Genomic DNA, 19,207 nt, shown 5'->3' on the forward strand with positions numbered 1-19,207 from the left:
ACAATTAAAAATTGCAATCTTTTCCCGGATCGATATTTTCCTTATCACGCGAAAGAACAGCCATGCCATTTTTAAAGGTCACGATCCAAATGCTGTCATAATCGTCATCAGGCCATTTTAAGTTGTCTTGTTTTACACTCAATGAACGCACAATCGGCGCTATACCGCCATGCTCCCATACTACCAGTATTACACCTGTACGGCTCTTTAAATCGGCAGCCAAACCTAAAGAGTCCTTTTCTGTGCGGGAACTATTTACAGTTAAATTGTACTTAGCTGCAAGCGGCACAATAGTTTGAAACATCCTGGCATGCTTGGTAGCCTCTCCCAGTCCTAAGCCGGGAACAAATATTTTATCAGGGACACCAAATTTGGCTGTTATTACGGCGGGCAGTTTCAACGACCTGTTTATGCCCTGGCAATTCAAATTATCGCCCTTAAGCGGTTTCTCGGCGTGGCGGATAAAGACAATCTTTAAATCAGCTGACTGGGCCTTAACCGACAGTATGGCTAAGGGAGATATGATAGATAAAAAAAGGATACAAATGATTTTTTTCATTTTGTAATTGAGTTTATAAAAAGGATGAGGCTGTACCATAAGTCAAATTGACCACCCCTCGGTGTTGTGTTACCTGTAAATTGAAATTTAGCCGATAATATCTATACAAAAGGGAGTTAACATGTTTTTTGATAAAATACACTCAACTAACTGATTATTAGCTAAATAAATAAATATTAACCCCGAATTGTGTTAACCCTGTTAACCCCCTTTTTTTAAGTAGAGTCAACCCGAAACTATATATCGCTTAAGTATCTGAATAAGTAAAAAAATGAGGCTGATCATGATTTGTGATACAGCCTCATCCTTAGTTAAATAGTTAAAAAATTATTAGTGCTGATTCCCAGAACCGTTTAACTGGTATGCACCAAGATCAACACCTGGTAATGTTGCATCCGATAAACCGTATATTTTATCAAGCGGCACAGTAATTAATGGTTTTATAGTGGTATTACCTTTACCAATCAGTGGCGAATTAGCCAGCAAATGGAAATTAAAGTTTCCGATTGCACTATATTGATATAACGGGTGGCCAACTGTAGGAAGCGGAAAATTCAGGAACATCGGGTTATTCTTCTGCACAACATCGGTGCCATCATAAATAGAGCCTAATGTATAATTTGCAGGCAGGTATTTTGCCGATGTTGTAATTGAAGGAATATCCGTGCTTTGTGGTTGTGTAATATAGCCCGTAGGATAAAACTGGTTTGCTACGCTCAATGAATCGGCCCACTGGTAGTTGTTACCGTATGAGAGGTGGGCAACATCCGCAACAGGGCTGCCAACTACGCGATAACCAAACTTACAATTGATGGCTACGTTGTTGTAATACATACCCGCTGCACCTTCTTCAAAGTTGATACAACCACCACGACCGCTTTGCACCTGCCTGTAGCCGCCGCTAACGAATGTATTGTTGTACATCACGATATTGGTTTGCGGGGCACCTGTTGCCTGGCCTTTGTTTGAAGCTTTTTGTCCGTTGGTTGCGGTACCCATAAAAATATTATAGGCCATAGTACCTACAGTACCGCCCTTAGCATTTAAACAGTCGCCTCCGCTAACGCCATTTTTTTCAAAAGTATTTCTGAAGATGGCAATTTTACCCGCCGAGATCCGGATCGGGTCATCCACACCACCGTACAGCCAGGAATCTTCCATAATAAAGTTGCCGTTGTAATTGGCAAATAAAATACTGTACTGGTTGCCGGTGCCTGCACCTGCAATAGTTGATGTGGCTTTACCTTCTGTTAAACCAGCATATTCAACGTGTGTCCAGCGTAATACGAGCAAATTACAGGTAGGGCCGCCAATAATCCCTTTCCACTTGCCTGCATAGGCTGGATCGGCTGCGGCAGTAAGGCCACCCGGTGCATCATTTTTCACAATACCCGGAACGGTGATCCAGTTTGGCTGATCTTTTGAACCGTTGCTTACCAATGTACCAAGAGCTATAAGGCTGCTTCCAACGCCCATATTTAACCTGACACCAGGCTGCATTAATAAAGTATCGGTTGGGTTGATCACCAGGTCGCAACCATCTTCAACAGTGTAAGTTTTGCCGCTAAGCATGGTACCTTTTACCGGGATAACACTTGTACCGCTTGCGCTGCATGATAGCGGGGCTTTATCACTTACCGGGTTTGCTGCCGGCGGTGTATAGCTGTAAATATCGGAGTGTTCACCTTTCCATTTCTGACAGCCGGAAAATGCCGCTGCCATCAGGATACAAATAACTGGGATTATATATTTTTTCATCGTTACGTTTATTATAATTTATACCTGAAACCACCAAGGAACAGTGTTTTGTAATAGTCGCTTTGAACAAGCGTTTGCCCTGCAATATCCTGTTTGCCTAAAAACTCCTGTTGTTTTGCATCAAGGCTGCCATGCGGGAATTTTAAATAGATTTTACTGGCCGCATTAGTTATGTTATTAACCTTGCCATAAAAGGATAGCTTTTTAGCAATAGTTTTTTCAAAAGAAAAATCTAACTGATTGTAGGCATGCTGGTAAAAATCGAGGTTATAATATGGGGATACCTGTGCCAGGCGCTCGCCGGTATAAACAAAGGCCAGCTGCATGTCTAAACCTAACTTTGCACTCTTGTATAACACAGATGCATTACCCACGTGATCTGCCTGACCTTGCAGCGGACGTGTTTCATTCACATTGGTTTGCTGTAAACCTAAAACCGGATCATTTGAGTACAATAATTTATTGGTAGTTATCCTTGAGTGGGTATAGGTATAGTTAACAGAAAAACCTATCACACCAAAAAACTTAGTGGCCAAAGCCTCAAAACCATAGTTGGTAGCATTCCCCGGATCATTTTGAGGTTTAATAACCTGATCGCTCGGACCACCGTTACGCACAACAAAGTACTCAATAGGGTTATAGATCTTTTTGTAGAATGAACCTAACAATAACTGATCAGCACCACCAGGAAAAAACTCGTATCGCACATCGTAATTATCGGCAGTGATATGTTTTAACAAAGGATTACCAACCTGGTCATAATACTCGCCCGTAACTTTATATGGCACCTGTTCGCCAAAACCAGGGCGACTAATTGCTGCAAAGTATGATGCACGGATATTTTGGTTGTCAGTTAGTTGATACCGTAAGTGGATACTTGGCAATACATCAGTATACTTGATATTGCCGCTTCTTTGAGTAACCGTTTCGGGCGATTGTGTAGCATAGGTCAAATCGGTATTTTCGACACGTACACCGCCTAATACCTGGAGTTTCGGGAACAGATCAAACTTAACTTGCAAATATTCGGCATTGTCATTTTCCCTTACATGGTAGTTGTTTTGCAGATCGGGGTTATTACTACCAATACCATCGGCTGCTGAATTAAATGCAAAAGGAATGGCATTAAAATTATTGTTAAACAAGGTTGATTTACCACCGGTTAACGAATAAGTGATATAATCAGCATCTCTTACCTTGTGGCGATATAAACCACCCGCCGAAAATTCAACGTCTTTACCGGCAATTTTGGGTGTATAGATCAGGTTTGCATATCCCGAAAGGTCTTTATCCCTGTTATTTTCCCAATGATGATCTAACTGGGTGTTGTTATCTACCTCAGCGGTTACAGCTCCTGAATTATTAAGGGTTTTATTGGCATCATAGAAAAACTCGGTCCTGTCAGGCTGGTGCCTGGTAGCTTCTGAATATACTCCATCCCAGTTTAAACGCCATTCGTTACCAAGCCAATGCTCACCATGCAAGGTTGAGTTGTAAATATTTTGCTTGGTTAAAGTGCTTCTGTTTGAAATGGTGATTTGTTTGCTTAAACCTGTTGAGTTTAAACCAAGGCCCAGGGTATCTGAAGTAAAGCGCGATTCAAATTCGCTTTGATGGATGTAAAGGTTATATAACGAGATCTTGTTTTTGTCGTTAAACGCGTAATCTATTTTATTGTGGATGCCAACACGTTCTGTCTGGGTTGAATAAGTACGGTCATAAGCATCAGAAAACTGCGGCGAGTTAGGCAATGGAATAGCCGATGGCTGCGCATTTGGCGTAAGTTGCTTTGAGTTAGAGCCACGGTATATATTCTGATAACTTGCCGATACAATAACGCCTAATTTTTTATCCAAAAACCTATCACCTATGGTGATACCTGCGGTTGAGCTAAATGGAGTTGAGATGTTTTTATCGCTTGTGAGTGCTTTATTACTGAAGTCAGCATAAGTAGCAGCATAGCTGTTGCCATTAATAGCTGCCGGAGATTTGCTGTTAGGCGATGCGTTAAAACCAACAAATGGTCTGCTTGATGAAAACAATGTAGAAAAGCCACCTGATACGTTAGCGCTGAACGTAAATTGGCTTGGTGCGCTTTTCATCACCAGGTTCATTACGCCGCCAATAGCGTCACCTTCCATGCTTGGGGTAAGTGCTTTGATCACTTCAAGCCTTTCCAGCATTTCTGAAGGAAATATATCCATCGGCACAAAACGGTACTGGGCGTCTGGACTTGGTATTTTAATACCATTTACCAGGGTTGAGTTGTAACGCTGGTCCATGCCCCTGATGATAGCGTAACGCCCTTCTCCACTTGCCGAGCGCTGAATAGTTACACCACTAACACGCTGTAAGGCATTGGCCACGGTAACATCGGGCAGTAGTTTAATGGTATTTGCCGAAAGCACGTTGATAACCATCGGCGCGTTTTTTTCGATGCCGCGTACCGCGCCATCAGATTCTTTATTGCCCTGGCCTTTAACCTGTATTTCCGTCATTTGCATACTGGCGTCCTGCAGAGCAATATTTACTGTAGTTACATCACTGCTTGAGGTAATACTACCTTCGCTAATTTTAGAGGGGCCATAGCCAACATAATTAGCCTGTATTTTGTAAGGCCCATTCTTTAAGTTTTTAAAACTGTAAGACCCATTCAGGTTAACAGCTACAAACTTGCTAAGCCCATCTTGGGTTAAGTGCACAGTTGCACCGGTAAGGGGTTCGCCGGTTTTAGCATCGGTTACCTTTCCTTTTATGGTTTGGGCCATTGCCGAAAAGGAAAATAGCAGGCATATTGAAAATAATAGTAATAGCCTGTTAAGAAAGTAAGGGTATTTCATGAACAACGGGTTTAATTTTCCGCAAAGAAACCCGCTGAAAGTTGGAGAAAAATTGAATAAAGAGACCTATGAATAATCCATAACTTAAACTTAATACAAACTTAACATCACAGGCTAATTAAGTGCTCCAAGTCTTTTAATTATTAAAAACGGCTTCCAATAATCTTTGGCAAAACGCGTATAGGAATCCAATAATTACGGCAATATTACGTTTGCTGGATGATGCGAAAATTAATGCTGATCTGCAGGTTTTATTCTGGTTTTTTCTTTGCCGATTTTTGTGTGACGCTAAGTACGCTGATCCTGCTTCTTTTTTATGGGGCTAAAGCGCATTTCATCTTAACCACATTGATCTGGTATAAAATAATAACTATGTCTGTCATACTTTATTTAACTATTAACGGCAAAAAACATACGCTTTATTATTATCAAAACCTTGGCGTATCCAAAGGGACATTAATCATAGCGACCTCGACAATTGACTTCATTTTGTTTTTGATATTATTTACCTCAACTTATATGGCCATATGACTCATACCCTTCAGATTGATAGTATTGAGCTCCAATTCAACAATCACCGGCTACTTGCCGGTATTTTCATGAAATGCCATACCAACGAGATAATAGGTTTGCTGGGAAGAAACGGAACAGGAAAAACGTGTTTAATGCACATTATCCTTGGTAACCTAAAAGTCACCAATAGCTATATCGGTTTTGACGGTGTAAAGATCACCAATGCCTTCAAACATCCGGATTTATTAATGTACCTTCCGCAATTTCATTTTATACCTGCACATTTAAAATTGAGCCAGGTTTTCAGAGATTTTAAACTGGATTATAAACACTTTCAGAATAAATTCCCCGAGACAGGAATGATACAGGAAAACAGGGTAAAAACACTGTCCGGTGGCCAGCGGCGTTTGCTTGAAATTTATGTAATAGCCAAATCACCCGCCCGGTTCATTATGTTAGATGAGCCTTTTACACATTTAAACCCTTTACAGATTGAAAATGTAAAACTGTTTTTACAACAAGAGAGAGCCAATAAAGGGATTATGATAACCGATCATATGTATAACCATATTTTAGAGATCAGCGATCGTGTTTATTGTTTATCAAACGGTAAAACCCATTTAATAAACAATAAACACGAGCTGAAAAACCTGGGTTATGCACGGATAGCTCCCTGATCCTATCTATTTTTATTTAGTAAGTTCCGTTTGATAAAGTATCTCACCCTGGTAATTTATCGCCCTTACATTTAATCGTTTCTCATCTATGGCAAAATACATAAACCCATGCGCTGAAGCCTGGAAACGGCTATAAGGAACACCTTCCGTGACCTTTGTGAGTTCAGATCCCGCACCTGAAATAAACTGATGTGTAAACCCTTCGGGTTTCAGGTGTTGCAATGAATGCTCATGTCCCGAAAGATAAACGTCGACTTTATGTTCTTCAAAAGTTTTAGTCAATGCTTTTCTCATGGTTAACGTATCGTAGTTATCGATACGGGGTCCTACAGAATAACAAGGATGATGACCGATCACGATCTTCCATTTTACATCTTCAGATGCATTCGCCAGTGTTTCATTAAGCCATTGCATTTGCTTTTCAACGTATTGGGCTTGTGCTTCATGTAAAAAAGGATCGGTATCAAATAAATATCAAAAGAGCTTTCGCTTTAGCCTGCTGCTTCTTTTCCTTTGGTTCTTTCTTGACAGCCTCGTCTTCGTTATTTTTAGCCTTGTTCAGGCTTATTTCTTTCGAGTAATACCGTGCCGGCATACTCCAGCGGCGGCTTATTTTGCTATACCTGATCTGGGCATCAACATCCGAGTGATAGTCGTGGTTGCCAAAAACCGGGTACCAGTCGCACTGCAATGAATGCGCGGTATAAATATTCTCGAACGAATAATGCCACAATGGGTCAAACTCACTTACAACACCTTTGGGGTAAAAGTTATCACCAACCGAAATAACAAAATCATTTGGATGTGCTGCCCCCCAAAGGCCCATTTGCTTACCAACTTCCACCTGGTCATATTCGCCGTTACGGCCCCAGTCGCCCAATGCCATAAAATGCAGGGAATAATCATCTTTGATTGCAGGCAGCAATGTCAGCTCTTCGCTTGTTAAATGTGTTACCCTGTTTGCCGCAAAAGCACCTAAGGGTGCAATAAGCGAAGCACCAATTGCGGATAGGGTTGTGTTTTTTACAAAATCTCTTCTTTTCATATTTATGTTATTGCTGACGGTAAACAAGCAACTTAAAAGTACCGGGCATCAAGGTTTTGGTTCCCTGCTCATAATCAGCAACCGGGAAGTAAAGTTTATGTGTACTCAGGTCAACAGCCATAGTTTTAGCACGGTATTGCGTGGTTAATGTTTGCACAGGGCTATAAGTACCGGGAGCATCCTGTTTAAAAATACTGGCGGTTCCATCACCATTTGAAGCCACGAGCATTTTTTTAGCCGGATCATACACAACAGCGTCAACACCCGCGCCAATTGGCAGGGTTTGGATTACTTTACCCGTTGGGATATCAACCACACTGAGGCCCTTGTTTTCGCGGCATACAGTGAATAATTTTTGATTCTCTTTATCCATAGCTATCCCTGTTGGTCCGCCGCAAGGGTTTAGGTTATAGTTTTTGGAAACCTTTAATGTTTTTGTATCAATTACATTCAGGCTGCTTTTATCCTCCAGGTTATTGTAGATAGTCCCTTTACCATCGGCCACAGCAAACTCAGGGGCACCTCCCATGTCAATTGCCGCAATTTGTTTCATTGACACCGGATCAATCACACATGAACTGCTGCTATGGCCATTAAACGTGAATATCTTTTTTGAATAGGGATCAAAAATAATGGCATCAGCACCCTTATGATCTAATGGAATATGGGTAATCACGGCCAGCGTTTTGATATCAAACACAATAACCTCATCGGCTTTGCCATCGCTGATAAAACCTTTGTTAAGTTCATTATCAACCGCAATACCGTGCACACCTTTCATATCGCCAATGGTACCTTTAACGGTTTCGGTTTTCAGGTCAACCACATTTACTTCGGTCCCATGCGATGCATATAACATATGATTAGGCTGATCAATAAACACATAATCATAGCCACCATTACCGGGTAAGGCGATGGTTTTATCCAATACATAATTTTGAGCAAATACCTTTGCCCCTGAAAACAGGCCGGCATTTAAAAGAAACAATAACACTATTTTTTTCATGATGTTTTTTATAATTGAGTTATATTAAGATATAGGTGCTTAATGTTTATTCCCCTTGCCGTCACTGGTATAAGCACCCAGATCAAGGTTATATTGCGTATTGCCTGCACTAAACGCTGGTGATGTACTTTGAAGGTGAAAATCGTTGGTATTAGGAAATCCGTTAGGTGCAGCCACCGTACCATCAAACTTCACAAACAGCGGATCTTTATCGCCAATCTTTTTTGAGATCAAATCGGTAGCTTGAGGTTTACCTAAACCTGATGCGGGGTAAAAGCCATCCCTGATATTGATCTTTAATGTTGGGTCAACCAAATCGGCATAGGTATCAACAGTAGCATAAAACAGGTTATTGCCATAAGTTGTATGTGTGATATCCCCATCGTCAAATAGTTCAATCCCGTGGTAATCATTAACGATAATATTATTGAAAATATGGCCAATAGCATTTACCCCCACAGAAACAGCCCTACCCGGCTCCGCCGAACCTCTTCGCCAACCATTTGAAACCAGGGTATTGTTGTACACATTTACCTCTGTTTGCGGAAAAGGCTTGCTTGAGCTGGTTTCAAGCTTAACACCCGAACCTGCCTGGCTAAAAATCACATTATAAGCCACGGTACCGGTAACACCTGTTTTCAGGTTAATGCCTTCTCCATCGGTACTGCCCGATGAGCTGATCGTGTTTCTTAAAATAGTTACTTTCGCGCCATTGCTTAAAGCCATCAGGTCATCCTGGCCGTTGGTAAACCATGAATCTTCAATATCTACATTTACAGCGGCCTTAACCTTTAAGGTACCTCGTGGACTTCCGGAATCATCGGGTCCGCCTGTGTTATCAACGTGCGTCCAGATTATGGTTATGGCCTGTGCGGTATCACATTGAAAACCACCCCAGGTACCAGGCTTATTTGAATCTGAATTAAAGGATACCGGCTGATCTTTAGTCCCCACTAATTTTAAGACACCCTGGATATTGATCTGTGAATTATTTTTCACAATAACGTTTGCACCGGGCTGAGCATAAAGGGTATCACCCTTTTTTACCGTTATATCAGCTGTTATGGTATAAGTTTCGCCGGTTACCAGGGTACCTTTAATAAAGCCACTAATATTACCAGGCTGTATAGGGCTTGAAGTTGGTATTTTAATTTTAGTAAAAGTAGTTAGCTCAGCTTTTTTACAACTGTTAAACGTTGCAGCCGCCATGAAGCCAACCGCTAACATAATTATATTTTTTGCTTTCATAATTTGATGCTTTTATAATGAATACCTGAAACCTGCATTGAAACTCACGTTGTACAAATCTTTTGATTGTACCAGGTTATTAATAAGCACTGTTGTTGGGGTGTTAAGTATATTGTTTACTTTAACTGTTAAAACAAGGTGCCTGGCAACCTGCTTTTCGCCAGATAAGGCCAGGAACGATTGCGGCTGCTGATAATAATCATAGCCGTAATTTGGATAGATCAGCGAAAGGGTCTTACTGGTGTACGTATAAGCCAGTTGAACAAATGCCTTTTGCTTATCATTTTTGTATAACAATGACAGGTTCAGCACATCGCCTGTTTGCCCCTGCAATGGCCTGCTTTGCAACCTGGGCACCGTTGTAGATACTCCGTTTGCATCGGTAGAAGTATAAAGTTTTGTGGTTTTTATGTTAGAGTAAGTATAGGTGTAGTTGCCTGATACCCCGAGATCGCCAAAATACTTGCTGTAAACTATTTCTGCACCTGTAACCTTGGCTGTACCAAAGTTTTGCGGCGAAGTGTTAAGCTGCCCGTTTTGTGAATCATTTAACGCAAACTCAATTGGGTTGATGATATTTTTGTAAAACCCGCCAATAAACAATTGCTGTTCTTTACCGGGAAACAATTCATAGCGGATATCATAGTTATCGGCCTCGGTATGCTTTACAAGTGGGTTACCTGTAACATCGGTACTTTCGCCAAGGGTTGGTGTAGGTACCAGTTCATACAATGCCGGGCGTGCTATCGATTTGAAGTAAGATGCCCTTAAATTTGAGTTTTCGGTAAGCTTATATTTTAACTGAACACTTGGCAAAATGTCCGTGTAGGTTTTCTTTGCATTACTGCGGATGTCCAGTACCACCGGATGGGTATCATATCCCTGTTGAGTACCTTCAATACGTACACCACCAATAACTGCTAAATTATCCAGTACAAGCTTAACTTCACCGTAACCGGCGGTTATATCTTCATAAGCTGTATAATTGGTTTTGTCGCTTTGGTCGGTACCAGTTTGATTATAAACTACAAAGTTGGCCGAGTATATATCGGTAAAACCGCTTTTACCTCCGTTGGCAGTGGCTGCCGGCCTCAAAATGTATTGGTTTTGGTGGTTGTAGCGTGTACTATGCCTGTAAAGGCCGCCTGCCTTTAATTCAATAGCACTTTTTTCACCCAGCCCGGTTTTGTAGCCGATATTGGCCATAGCGCTCAGGTCCTTATTTCCGCTTTTTTGCCAGATCCTCGATATATTATCAAAATAATCGGGAGTGCTTGTAAAATCAGGATTAATTAAATGGTTGATGGATATATCGGCCCTGTCCGGAGCATTTTGGGTAGCATTACTGTAAACGCCTGCCCAGTCAAAAAGGAAATGCTTTTCAATGACGTGCTTACCGCTTAGCTTAAGGTTTTCGACATACTGGTTTTGAATATTTGACCGGTTATCATTAAACACGGTACCTGTACCCGGCCCTATCCTGCCGCCATTACCTCCCAATATCGAAGTATCGACACTCAAGCGTGTTTGTGCAAGGTGCGTGTAAAGGAACACGTTATCAACGCTGATCTTGTTATTATCGTCAAACTTATAATCCAAATGAGCCGACAACCCATTGTTTAATTGCTGAGTTGAATAGGCCCTATTGGCCACATCTGACAGAACCGGCTGGAAGTTTTTACCCGCCCTGATATCGGGCTGGGCTACATTGAACTCCGAATTTGTACCATAAAACTGGTTTTGGTAGCTATCGGCAATAATAAATCCCAGTTTGTTTTTCAGGAACCTGCGCCCATAGGTAAAGCCGAGCAATGAGGTGGGCGGGGCATTCTTTTTTGTAAAATCGAGATTTGCCCTTGAAAAATAACCCGGAGGGGCATTATAACCTGCTCCAAATCTTTCGGTTGGGCTTTTACTTTGCACCGCACCATGATAAAAATCATCAAACCTGCGGTTAAAGAAAATAGCACTGTAACCTATTGAACCGTTGGCCTTAAAGTACTCATATTCGGGAGCATCTTTAAAAACAAGGTTTACAGTTCCGCCTATTGCATCGCCTTCCATTTCTGGCGTAAGGCTTTTACTTACCTCTACGCTTTCTAACAGATCTGAAGGGACAATACTTAATGAGATGAACCGTGAAACAGGATCGGGACTTGTAACCTTTACGCCATTAATTAATGTATTATTATAACGTGGTTCTAAACCCCTTATAATAGCATAAGCCTCGTCCGAACCACTGTTACGCTGGATAGTAACTGCCGAAACACGTTGCAGGGCGTTTGCGGCATTAATATCCGGCGATCGCTGCATAGCCTGCGCCGAAAGCACATTAATAATATTATCCGCCTTATTTTCCTTATGGCGGGATGATGATTCAGACTCGGCGTTGGTTGTGCCGTAAACTTTAACAGTTTTAAGCTCTTCTGCCTTTTCTGAAAGCCGGATATTAATTACAGATACCTGGCCGGCCGTAATGGTGATATCCTGCTTGTACTCTGTATAGCCTATGTATTTTATTTTAAGCTTATACGTCCCGGGACTAGCCCCGGTAATAGCATAATTACCAAATGCATCGGTAACGGAGCCTCCATTTTTGTTATCGAAATGGACAAAGGCGCCGCTTAACGGTTCTTTTGTTTGCGCGTCAATTATTTGTCCTTTTATTCCGCCGGTTTGTGCCGAGGCAATTGATGTGAAGAAGGTTAACAGAAATAACAGGTAAATTTTATTGATCATATAACACATGTTTTTTGACAAAACACCGTGCTAAATCTGGAGTAATACTGAATAAATGAGCTTTACAAAAATCGTTAACCAATTGATAACCATACATTAACATTAGCAAGGTTAATCATTGGTTTTGTGTATATTTTTAACACATATTGAGAATATGCAGTTAACAAATTATACACCCCGGCCGCATTTTTATTAAGCTGCCGGGGTAGTAATAACTTCAATTAACTGGTTTGCTGATCGGCGGTGATAGCCGGCGGAATCAGCTCGTAAACTATTGGCGTTACAATCCTCGACAATAAAGTAGAACTGATCAATCCCCCAATAAGCACTATAGCCAATGGAGATATCAACGGATTAGTTGAAATAGCTATGGGAATCAAACCACCGATAGCTGTCAACGAAGTTAGTACGATAGGTAAAAACCGCACTTCACCCGCTTCACGAATGGCATCCTGCAAGCTCCTGCCCTGCTGCCTTAGCTGGTTGGTAAAATCAACCAGTAAAATAGTATTCTTAACCTCAATACCGGCCAATGCTATTAAACCTATAATTGCCACGAACGACAGCGAATTACCGGTAACCCAAAGTGCCACAGCCGCCCCTACTACCCCAAGCGGAATAACCGATAGAATGATTAGCGTACTTTTAAAGGTCTTGAATAGCAATACCAATACGGCAACAAATACGAATACAGTTACCAGGATAATACTCATAAAACCACCAAAGGAGTTGTTTCTTGATTCAACCTCACCGCCCATTTCGTAACTATACCCCGGCGGCAGTTTCAGCTTATCCATTTTTTGCGTTACGTCATCAATTACACGGCTCACCAAAAAGCTTTTTTGCACATTAGCCTGTACCGATACTACACGCTTCTTTTCCTGGTGGTTGATAACTGCCGGCGAAGCTTCTAACTGCAGGTTTGCTACCTGGTTAAGCGGTAAAGCACTGCCCTGCGCATTGTTCACATACAAATTGCGGAAAGCATCCATGCTTGGGCGTCCTTCTTTTACTCGGGTAAGCAACACGGTGTAACCGTACTTATTATCGTTATTATAGTAAGTCCCCATATCGAGCCCGGTAACGGCCAACCTCGCAATCTGATCAACGGCTAAGGAGTTAACACCTAATTGCTGCGCTTTTTCTTTATTCACCGCTATGCGGATGTCGCTTTTCAGCAAGCTCACCGGGTTATTTACGTACATGGTACCTGCCGTTTGGTGCAGCAGTTTTTCAACTTTAAGCGAATAGGCACGCAAGGTATCCAGGTTATCGCCAAACAAACGTACTTCTATCGGCGCGACAACCGGCGGGCCCTGTTCAAAGTTTTTCACCTCTACCTTAGCACCCGGATAATGCGCCCAGCGGTTTTGGAGTTTCTGGATGAGTGCGAGCTTTTCATCCGGCCGGGTATCGTTATCAAGCTGCACAAACAACTGCGCAAAATCGCTGCGATTGTTTTCTGAAATTACGTTGTAATAGATCCTTGGATTACCGTGCCCTACGTTTGTTGCGTAGTATTTTATCAACGGCTCCTGCTTTAATTGCTTTTCAATTTCCCGCGTAACAGTATCAGTATAAGGCAGGTTGGATTGATTAGGTGTAGTGATATTGATCAGGAACTGCGGTTTCTCTGAAGATGGGAACAGGCTAAAACCGATAACCCCGAACAAATAGATAGAAGCTGTAAATAACACCACGGCAACGCCAATAGTTAAAAACGGCTTCTGCAACGCCTTATCCAATAAACGTGCATAACTGCCGTGAATCAGTTTTTTCAATCCGCGCATAATCAGGTTACCATCAGGGTGACCGGTATGGTTTTTCAATAACCGGCTCGACAGGAACGGGATAAAAGTTAATGATACCAGCATAGATGCCAGCACGCAAAATATTACAGCCAGCGGCAAACACCTGATGAAATCGCCCGAGCCTTCGGGTAAAAACACCAGCGGCATAAAGGCAATGATCAGGATCACCGTACAGCCTACAACAGCCTTACCTATTTGCCCTGTTGCCTTCAGTGTCGCTTCCAGCCGCGTGTGGCCTTCCAGCATCCAGCGTTCAATGTTTTCGACCACCACAATGCTATCATCCACCAAAAGTCCCAGCGCCACAACCAAACCCACAATACTTAATTGGTTAAGGTTAAATCCGAAAAGCTGCAGCAACACAATACCAATAGCCAATGAAAGCGGGATAGAGATCATCACAATAACCGCCGGGCGAAAACCTAAAGGCATCAACGTAACCGCTACCAGTAATATAGCTATGATAAAATCATGGCTTAAGCCGGTTAGCCGCCTGTTCACATTATCGGCCTGGTCAAAGTTTTGAACAAGGTCGATATTGGCAGGTAGCAGTTTTTTAAAGTTGGCAAGTACCTTGCTGTAATCGGCCTGGGTTTTGTTAATGTTTTCGCCATCCTTTTGGGCGGCCACTACAAATACACAACGATGCCCGTTAAGACGGGTGATGTGCTTTTCTTCGCCATAGCCGTAGTATACATGTGCCACATCTTTTAGCAGGATGTTTTTGCCATTGGCAGCATAAACAACGGTACCGTTCACCGCTTCAAGACTGCGATAGTCATTGCTTTTAATATTGAACGTTAAATGGGCGGCATCAATACTCCCACCGGGGATGCTTGCCATTTCGCTGTGCAAGCTGTTTACAATAGCACTTACAGGCAGATGCATTTGCGCCATTTTTTCCAGGTCGAGCTCAACACGTACCTGCTGACCGGGCAAACCATAAATAGATACCTGTTTAAGCGAAGAAACCTTCTCCAGTTCATCCTGTAATTTTTCGGCAAAATGCTGTAACTGGCTGCGGGCCGCATTTTCTGATACCAACGCAACCTGCAATACGTTTACATCGGTAGGTTGCTGCTTTTGAATCTCGATGCCCGCAACATCTGTTGGCAGTTCGCTCCGTTTATTGTTTACTTCGCGTACTATTTCCTGGTATTTGGAATCAATATTACTGCTGTATTTATACTCAACACGAAGTACTGCAACACCGTTTGAGATAGTGGTACGGATGCGTTTAATATCATCGAGACTACCTATAGTTTTCTCCAAAGGCGTTACCACCCTATCCTCGATATCCCGCGGACTTGTGCCCGGATAATTAACAATAACCAGGAACGAAGGCGGGTGCATTTCCGGATCTTCAGACCGGGGCATGTTCAACATAGTGGTGATCCCTAAAGCGATGATCATGATAAAGATCACGAGGGTAAACTGGCTGTTTTTTACAGCATAATCCGAGATCTTCATTTGGCCGCAGTTTTAGGTGATTGAACGGTTATTGCGCTGTTATCGGTAAGGTAGGCCGAGCCTGATATGATCAATGACTTAGCATCGGCTAATCCGCTGCTGATGATCACTGTGTTTTTGTCGATACCGACAACGGTTACCTTTACTTTATGGGCGGTTTTGTTATCGTCGGTTATAAATACGTAGCCGCTGTTTCCATCACCATCTAACAAAGCATCATACGGGATCTGCCATGTGGCATTACCGGTATTAGTAGGTCGTGCGGGTGTTATGGTGGCTTTACCAAACATACCTGCTGCAATAGCCTGAGGCTTTTTACCGGTAATGGTGATATCTGCGCTAAAAGTACCGGTTGCCGCGTCCACCCCTTCAGATTTGCGGGTTACAACGCCCTGTAACACCTGACCAGGTATAGCGGTAGTTTGAATAGTTGCCTTATCATTGAGTTGCAAAATAGCCCACTCACTATCACTGATGCCAACACGCAGCATCCACTTACCTGCTTCAGCCCCATTGGTTTGCAATACAGCGGTACCGGCGGTAACCTGCTGCCCAACATTGGCCAGCTTATGCAAAATATAACCATCCTTTGGCGCACGGATCTCCGAATACTGACGGTTAAACGAGGCTGTCTTCAACTGCTGCTGGGCCTGCTGTAAAGCGGTTTTACTATTTTGTAATTGTTCCAACGTAGCTACACTGTCTTTATACAGGTTTTGGGTACGCTCATAATCACGTTGTGCTTTTTCAGTTGCAAGGCTGGCTTGCTGTACCTGTGCATTAATTTCGGTGGGATTAAGCGTTGCCAGTAGCTGGCCTTTTTTTACAGCATCGCCTTCCTTTACATTCAGGCTGCTGATGATACCGCCTATCTTAAAGGAAAGCATCACCTCGTCATCAGTAGTAAACTGTCCTGATACAGCCATGGGGGCACTGTTACCCTGTTGCTTTAGCTGTATAACCTGCACAGGAATGGTATCGGCTCCGCCTTCGTTAGTAGCAATGGCGGGATGTGATTTGCAGGCATACATCAATGGTATGAACAGCAATAAACCGGTGTATTTAATTTTTTTCATATCGATCTGTTTTAGTTGGAGTTGTTTATTGGGTAAGTGGCCTGATCACGTTCAAGCTCGGCGAGGGTTATTTGCAGATTAGCCTGTGCACCGGCCATTTGCAGGCGCGCGCCTGTTAGCTGATCCTGCGCGTCTACCAGTTCAAGATAAAGGAGTTGCCCGGCACGGTAGGCCTTTAGCTGATCGTTATAATACTTAGCGGCAAACTGAAGTTGTGCAGTAACACTTTTATAAGCCGCTTTGGCCGACTGATAATTATGATAAGCCTGATCGAGCTGTAATTGAAAGGATTGTTCGGTTTGATCAAGCTGTGCAGTGGCGGCATTAAAATTAGCTTTAGATTGTTCAGCTTTGTATTTACGCTGCCCGCCGGTAAAAATGTCCCATTGCAGGTTTACGCCCCACAAATAATAACGGGTTTTGTCGTTCACATTAAAATCAAATCCCTGCGAACCCAGGTCAATAAATGTATTGAGCTTAGGGATAAAGCCTGATCGCTGCAATTTATAATCGAGCGTATAAACCTGTTGCATGGTACGCAATTGCTTTAGCTCTTCGCGCTGTTTTGTACCTGCGGAAGTATCAGGAGTGGCAATAATATCAGCTATGGCTTCAGGTTCGACAATAATTGTGTCCTGCAAAGGGCGGTTGAGTAAAAAGTTAAAATATGATTTAGCGTTTTGCGTACCATGCTGCGCCTGGATCAGAGCGGCGTTTGTCTTTTCTTTTTCGGTTTGAGATCGCAGTAAAGCAGTTCCGTTCCGTACGCCGTTGCGCAGCATGCTTTCATTCTCGCGGATGTTTTCTTTGATTAAGGTCATCGCGCTGTTATAGGTGGCTATACTTTGCAACGACTGATAATAGCGGTAATAAGCCGTTTTAATATCTTTTACCAAAGCCCTTTTGTAAACGTTTACCGCAGCCTGCTGACTGGTTATCAGTTGCTGTTTGATCAGCTTATTATAACGAATCTCGGCATTGATGAGTGGAAGTGAGGTGCGTACTTTGGCATCATAGAAATTATTAGGATTAAGCAGGAAGGATTCGTTTTTTAACTGCGGAAACTTATTAGAATTGGTTAACTGATTCAATGCTGTGTAAACAGGATTAACCAAATCCCCCACCGGAACATCAATAGTACGCCCACCCGACGACTTTGTATAACTACCTAATAGGCTCACTGTCGGTAAATACATGGCTTGTGCCTCCTTTAATGAAGCCATGGCCCTATCCAAATCAAACTGCTGTTCCTTTAATCCCTGATTTTGGGCAAATGCAGTAGTTATATAGTCATCAAGTTGCCTGTGACTGGTTTGCCCCCATGTGCTTCTGCCGATGAGCATGCACATTGCTATGATTGGTATTGATTTTATTTTGAACGATGTATACATAATGAACAATGTTTAGTATTTAGTTAAAAAATTTTTAATGTTTTATTAATTTCCAAAAGCTCTCACGTTAGCTGAACCTCCATTTTATATTATCCCATGTTTAAACAATGAACAATGTTTAGTGATGGACTAAATTTTTTTTATAATGTTACAGCCGCTAAATAATCTTCCATTGATTTAATCAAAATTTCTGGGATGGCCTCTTCTGCCTGATCCATGATCTTTAGGCGGCAACGCAAATTCAATGATACTAAACCGTGCGCCGTTGYCCATACCAATAACGAAGCTTGCTCCACATTGTTGATGCGCAGCAACTTTTTACTGATACAATCAGAAAGGCAATCAACCAAAAAAGCAAAACAATTACCACCGTTAGCCTTATGTATCTCTTCGTCAACGTTCATCGGCGCGCGGATAATGAACATCAGATCATAGAGCTCTGGATTTTGGAGACCAAAATTGATATAGGACCTACCCACCTGCCTCAGCTTTTCAAGCGGATCGGTACTGGTAGCCTCCTTCTTAAAAACTTCCAGCAACTGGCCGTAGGCTTCACCCTGTACTTCGTATAAAAGCTCGTCTTTATCTTTGAAATAAAGATATATAGTACCAGGGCTATACTCTATCGCTTCAGCAATACTGCGAATAGATGTTTTGGCGTAACCGTCCTCCAGGAACATCTTCATAGCGGTAGCCCTTATGAGCTCCCTCATTTCAGTTTTTTCCCGTTCTTTTCTGTCAGTTACTCCCATGATAAATTAAGTACGCCGCAAATATAATGAACACTGTTCATTATTTACAATCAGGCATTCATTTTACAATTCTAAAACAAAAATACTGATCGCTTTTGGGATACAATTCACACCAAACAACCTGTTTATCAGGCAAAAAATCACATCTCTGTTAAATTTATCATTCGGCAAAAACGCAAACGTTTGCGTAAATAATTAACGGAATTGAAGATGCAAAAGGCAAATCACATACTATAATTGGCAATTGATACGCATATCCTTTTAACCATTTTACTTAAATCTTCTTTTATCCAACCGAATTTAAAAACATTAAACCTTGAAA

At 42.2% G+C, this 19,207-nt stretch carries 14 protein-coding genes; 2 read left to right on the forward strand and 12 right to left on the reverse strand.

All coding sequences use genetic code 11. From position 1 onward, the window contains the following. Positions 1–4: 4 nt before the first annotated feature. From AC1DUD_RS09045 to AC1DUD_RS09055, 3 genes are all read right to left on the reverse strand, one after another. Positions 5–559 (reverse strand): histidine phosphatase family protein, encoded by a 555-nt coding sequence (locus AC1DUD_RS09045; RefSeq protein ID WP_477373763.1) that lies wholly within the window; start codon positions 557–559, stop codon positions 5–7. Between the two features lie 330 nt (positions 560–889). After that, positions 890–2,317 carry a hypothetical protein gene (locus tag AC1DUD_RS09050; RefSeq protein ID WP_477373765.1) on the reverse strand — a complete coding sequence of 476 codons (1,428 nt, stop codon included), beginning with the start codon at positions 2,315–2,317 and terminating at the stop codon, positions 890–892. 11 nt (positions 2,318–2,328) lie between these two features. Continuing rightward, the gene (locus tag AC1DUD_RS09055) at positions 2,329–5,157 is read right to left on the reverse strand and encodes a TonB-dependent receptor (RefSeq protein ID WP_477373767.1); all 2,829 of its coding nucleotides are present in this window, start codon (positions 5,155–5,157) and stop codon (positions 2,329–2,331) included. A 219-nt stretch (positions 5,158–5,376) separates the two neighbouring features. Between AC1DUD_RS09055 and AC1DUD_RS09060 the strand changes: the two genes are divergently transcribed. Next, positions 5,377–5,688, forward strand: a complete 312-nt coding sequence (locus tag AC1DUD_RS09060; RefSeq protein ID WP_477373769.1) for a hypothetical protein — start codon at positions 5,377–5,379, stop codon at positions 5,686–5,688. Beyond that, entirely contained in the window at positions 5,685–6,347 is a 663-nt protein-coding gene (locus AC1DUD_RS09065; RefSeq protein WP_477373771.1) for an ATP-binding cassette domain-containing protein, read from the forward strand. The genes AC1DUD_RS09060 and AC1DUD_RS09065 overlap by 4 nt, the downstream gene beginning before the upstream one ends. Positions 6,348–6,359: 12 nt before the next feature. On the opposite strand, the gene AC1DUD_RS09070 is transcribed toward AC1DUD_RS09065, so the two are convergent. The 9 genes from AC1DUD_RS09070 to AC1DUD_RS09110 all read right to left on the reverse strand — a co-directional run bounded on the left by AC1DUD_RS09070 (position 6,360) and on the right by AC1DUD_RS09110 (position 18,885). Beyond that, positions 6,360–6,761 (reverse strand): metallophosphoesterase, encoded by a 402-nt coding sequence (locus tag AC1DUD_RS09070; protein ID WP_477373773.1) that lies wholly within the window; start codon positions 6,759–6,761, stop codon positions 6,360–6,362. Between the two features lie 49 nt (positions 6,762–6,810). Further along, positions 6,811–7,392 carry a metallophosphoesterase gene (locus tag AC1DUD_RS09075; RefSeq protein WP_477373775.1) on the reverse strand — a complete coding sequence of 194 codons (582 nt, stop codon included), beginning with the start codon at positions 7,390–7,392 and terminating at the stop codon, positions 6,811–6,813. 7 nt (positions 7,393–7,399) lie between these two features. Beyond that, positions 7,400–8,398, reverse strand: coding sequence for a YncE family protein (locus AC1DUD_RS09080; RefSeq protein ID WP_477373777.1), 999 nt, complete (start codon positions 8,396–8,398; stop codon positions 7,400–7,402). Between the two features lie 39 nt (positions 8,399–8,437). Then, complete coding sequence (locus AC1DUD_RS09085; RefSeq protein ID WP_477373779.1) at positions 8,438–9,646, reverse strand: right-handed parallel beta-helix repeat-containing protein; 1,209 nt, start codon at positions 9,644–9,646, stop codon at positions 8,438–8,440. A 12-nt stretch (positions 9,647–9,658) separates the two neighbouring features. Next, a complete protein-coding gene (locus AC1DUD_RS09090) occupies positions 9,659–12,385 on the reverse strand; it encodes a TonB-dependent receptor (protein ID WP_477373781.1) in 2,727 nt (908 codons plus the stop codon). 221 nt (positions 12,386–12,606) lie between these two features. Next, complete coding sequence (locus AC1DUD_RS09095; RefSeq protein ID WP_477373783.1) at positions 12,607–15,666, reverse strand: efflux RND transporter permease subunit; 3,060 nt, start codon at positions 15,664–15,666, stop codon at positions 12,607–12,609. Continuing rightward, positions 15,663–16,742, reverse strand: a complete 1,080-nt coding sequence (locus AC1DUD_RS09100) for an efflux RND transporter periplasmic adaptor subunit (protein ID WP_477373785.1) — start codon at positions 16,740–16,742, stop codon at positions 15,663–15,665. Before AC1DUD_RS09100 ends, AC1DUD_RS09095 begins: the two co-directional genes overlap by 4 nt. 11 nt (positions 16,743–16,753) lie before the next feature. Next, entirely contained in the window at positions 16,754–18,133 is a 1,380-nt protein-coding gene (locus tag AC1DUD_RS09105; protein WP_477373787.1) for a TolC family protein, read from the reverse strand. A 140-nt stretch (positions 18,134–18,273) separates the two neighbouring features. Beyond that, positions 18,274–18,885 (reverse strand): TetR/AcrR family transcriptional regulator, encoded by a 612-nt coding sequence (locus AC1DUD_RS09110; protein ID WP_477373789.1) that lies wholly within the window; start codon positions 18,883–18,885, stop codon positions 18,274–18,276. Positions 18,886–19,207 lie beyond the last annotated feature (322 nt).

The sequence above is a fragment of the Mucilaginibacter sp. P4_A11 genome (genome assembly GCF_056402535.1).